A 3,572-nucleotide genomic window follows, 5' to 3' on the forward strand; every position below is an offset into this window, starting at 1 on the left:
CCTTACCAAGGGTGCGCTCTACCGACTGAGCTATATCAGCACTCAAAAATTGGAGCGGGCAGCGGGAATCGAACCCGCATCATCAGCTTGGAAGGCTGAGGTAATAGCCATTATACGATGCCCGCGGCCTTCTCGTAGCTATTTAACTGACTGAATGGTGGAGGGGGAAGGATTCGAACCTTCGAAGGCAGTGCCGGCAGATTTACAGTCTGATCCCTTTGGCCACTCGGGAACCCCTCCACTAATGGTGCCGCTTATCCGAGTCGAACGGATGACCTACTGATTACAAGTCAGTTGCTCTACCAACTGAGCTAAAGCGGCACTACGTCAGTGGGTGCGAATTCTAGTAGAATGACGGGGTGGGCGCAACAGAAAAAACCAAAAAAGACTATTTTTATTGTCTGACCGCTCAATTCCTGTGCAAAAAGGGTATTAAGGGTCAATATATCGGGCAAGACCCTGAAAAATCAATAAAGGTTCTGTCGTCAGTGCTAAATCGGCTAATTGCGGCTTAAGGTATAACGCATCACCACCGGTCAATATTAACTGCTCAGCCTGATTTAGCGACCAGCCTTGACGTATTGCACCGATAACCGCTGCCAAACAACCATTTTGTAAGCAGCTGACCGTATCTATGCCGGGAATAATTTTGGCCTCAAGCAGCTCTCGGTTAAACACCTTGGCCGTTTGCTGTACCACGCTTTGTTGTTGCAAGCGTAAACCTGGCATAATCCAGCCGCCTTGGTGCATGCCTGCTTCATCTAACCAATCTATGGTCAATGCCGTACCCGCATCAACTATCATCAATGAACGTCTGGCAAACAATTGTTGCGCACCTAATAAGGCTAACCAACGGTCAACGCCAAGCAGCTGGGGTTGTTCATAACAGTTGGTCACGCCAAAGGCATGGGCTTGAGAGCTCACCTGATGCCAGGGTAAATGATCCAGGCCCAAACTCACTTTTAAATCATTTAAGCGCCTATCACTTGCTACGCAGGCAAAATAAACGGCTTTAACAGGCAAGCGTTGTAGTCTGTCTGCTGATAATTCAGGTAAAGGGCTTAGTGTGCCAGCACTAAATAATGCGGCTTTCTCTCGGGTATTACCAATGTCTAGTAATAAATACATTTACCCCCCTGCGCGTAAACTGAGTTCGCCACCGTAATATGTGTCAATCGCATCCGCAGTTTCAATGATGATGCCGCCCTGCTTGTCCACTCCGCGGCAAATACCTGAAATAGGTGTCTTAGCCATCAGACATACTTCGCGGTTAGCATATAAGTCGTATTGATTAAACTCATTGACAAAACGGGCAAAGCCACTCTGATTAAATTCCTGCAGTACCGCAACCAGTTGCTGCTGCAACTGCACAACCAATACATTGCGGTCAATCTGCTGAGATGATTCAGTGCGAAGATCGGTAAAAGGCTGATCGATATGCAGCTGACTCTGCTCCGGCATACCAACATTTAAGCCTATGCCGATGATTAGGTCGCAACCTGAATCAGCCTGACCTGATAATTCCACCAGAATACCAGCGAGCTTTTTGCCGCTCGCATAAATATCATTTGGCCATTTTACTTTACATTCAACTTGATACTGTTGTTTCAATAAGCGACAAATTGCCAAGCCAATGACCAAACTTAATCCCATTGCTGCAGCAACGCCTTGCTCAAGTCGCCAATAACAAGAAAAATAAAGATTGGTGCCAAAGGGTGAATACCAACTTCTGCCACGCCTGCCACGTCCGGCCGTTTGCGCTTCTGCGACAATCACACTACCAGGCTCTAGTACTTGCGCTGCTTGTAAGCGTTGTAAAAGCTGGCAGTTTGTGGAGTCGGTAACATGTTGTACCAAAATTTGCGCGCTGCCGGCTGGCTGTAATATTTTTATTTTATTAGCATCAAGCAACTGAATTGCATGTGCTAGTTTATAACCGCGACCTTTAACACTGAATATGCCCAGGCCATGCTGTTTTAGTTCATTCAGATAATTAGCTACTGCGGTTCGGCTAATACCCAGTTGCTCTGCCAGCCACTGCCCAGAATAAAAATCACCATCAGCAAGGTAGTGTAATAACTGTCTCTGACAAAGTAGACTGGTTTTAGACATAGTGCTGACCATCACTGTTCAGCAATCTGACTTCTGGTTCTAACGTTATTTGGTAGGCCTGATAAACCTTACTTTGAATATCTGCTATCAGGGCCAACAATTCTTCTGCCATACCATTACCGTGATTCACCAACACTAAAGGTTGCTTAGCATAGCAACCAATATCGTTATGCCTGTAGCCTTTAAAACCTTGCTGATCCATCAGCCAGGCGGCGGGTACTTTTACATCACGATTATTTAGCTTAAAACCAGGAATGGCTGGATACCTAGCTTGTAGTTGCTGATAAGCATGGCTACTAATAACCGGGTTTTTAAAAAAACTACCACAATTGGCCAGTTGTCGATAATCAGGGAGCTTACTGCTGCGGATAGCAATCACCTGCTGATAAATGTCATTGATAGTGCTATTCAATGGAAGTGTATCTAACCCCTGATAGCTCAATACTGGTTTAGCGACGGTTGATAGCATAATGCCCAGTGCGACGATAATGCCTTTACCGGCTAACTGATGCTTAAAAATACTATCCCTATAACCAAAAGCACAGTCGCTCACAGCGAATCGCTGTATGCTTTTGGTCTGCCAATGATAGTAATCGACATAGGCACACACATCCGCCAGTTCAACACCATAAGCACCGATATTTTGCACCGGCGCAGCGCCAACTGAGCCCGGGATTAACGCCAGATTTTCGATACCCCACAATTGCTGTTGCACAGCCAAGCTGACCAGTTGATGCCAGTTATGGCCCGCTTCTACATGCAGCAAACAGCTGTGTTCATCCAGCCAGTGTTCAGTGATGTTAGCACCGGTAAAACGTACTATGGGTTTGGTTTGCGCTTGCAGAAAGATCGTATTGCTGCCCTCACCTAATACCAGTGGCGCTGCTGTGGTATCTAGCTGCACTAAATCGGCTAAACAGCTAACTTCAATAACGCTAGCCAGGCGGGTTTTCAGGCGAAAAGTAGAATAAAGCTCTGCTGGCTGATCGTGGAGAATATGCATAGTAAGACCACTGATAATATAAGGCGTTATTGTAAAACTGATATATAGCTAAAGCAAATCTCCAAATCCCCCTCATTCCCCCTTTTACAAAGGGGGAGGCTTGTTAGTATGCGCGAAACTCTGAATCAGCATGGCGACAAATTCGTCAGGAACGAATTTGGACGTTGCGAAGCGACGGCCCGAAGGGCGAAACACAGGGAGGTGTTTCGCAATGCCACCTCTGTGGCTGCCATGCGTGAGCAGTACTCCCGCGCAGCGGATAAAGCAAAAAGCCCACCCGTGAGGGTAGGCCTTTTGCTTGAATGAGGTGCCTTCATGCCCCTCGCAGAGCTCGGGGCGTTCTGCCGGCGACAAGCCAAACTGTTGGCTTGTCGAAAGACCGGCATCACTGTACTACTCTACCTGACATTGATCAGACCAAAACCTCATTTTTCTATTTTCAATATTCCCGCCTGAT

3 protein-coding genes and 3 tRNA genes are annotated in these 3,572 nt (G+C 46.8%); all 6 read right to left on the reverse strand.

The features are described 5' to 3' along the window. Nucleotides 1–50: 50 nt before the first annotated feature. Nucleotides 51–125 (reverse strand) — tRNA-Gly (locus tag V7D78_RS16490). Between the two features lie 30 nt (nt 126–155). Then, nucleotides 156–240 (reverse strand) — tRNA-Tyr (locus tag V7D78_RS16495). 5 nt (nt 241–245) lie between these two features. Next, nucleotides 246–321: transfer RNA gene (locus tag V7D78_RS16500), tRNA-Thr, on the reverse strand. 111 nt (nt 322–432) lie between these two features. Further along, the gene (locus tag V7D78_RS16505; RefSeq protein WP_333609551.1) at nt 433–1,128 is read right to left on the reverse strand and encodes a type III pantothenate kinase; all 696 of its coding nucleotides are present in this window, start codon (nt 1,126–1,128) and stop codon (nt 433–435) included. After that, entirely contained in the window at nt 1,129–2,112 is a 984-nt protein-coding gene (gene birA, locus V7D78_RS16510; RefSeq protein WP_333609552.1) for a bifunctional biotin--[acetyl-CoA-carboxylase] ligase/biotin operon repressor BirA, read from the reverse strand. Next, nucleotides 2,105–3,115, reverse strand: coding sequence for a UDP-N-acetylmuramate dehydrogenase (gene murB / locus V7D78_RS16515; RefSeq protein ID WP_333609553.1), 1,011 nt, complete (start codon nt 3,113–3,115; stop codon nt 2,105–2,107). Before murB ends, birA begins: the two co-directional genes overlap by 8 nt. Nucleotides 3,116–3,572: the final 457 nt, after the last annotated feature.

Source organism: Arsukibacterium sp. (assembly GCF_036735525.1).
Taxonomy (GTDB): Bacteria; Pseudomonadota; Gammaproteobacteria; order Enterobacterales; family Alteromonadaceae; genus Alishewanella.

What these genes read in the sequence shown, in the direction of transcription:
- V7D78_RS16505 (WP_333609551.1), bottom strand. Translation starts at nt 1,128, where the DNA reads ATGTATTTATTACTAGACATTGGTAATACCCGAGAGAAAGCCGCATTA.
- birA (WP_333609552.1), bottom strand. Translation starts at nt 2,112, where the DNA reads ATGTCTAAAACCAGTCTACTTTGTCAGAGACAGTTATTACACTACCTT.
- murB (WP_333609553.1), bottom strand. Translation starts at nt 3,115, where the DNA reads ATGCATATTCTCCACGATCAGCCAGCAGAGCTTTATTCTACTTTTCGC.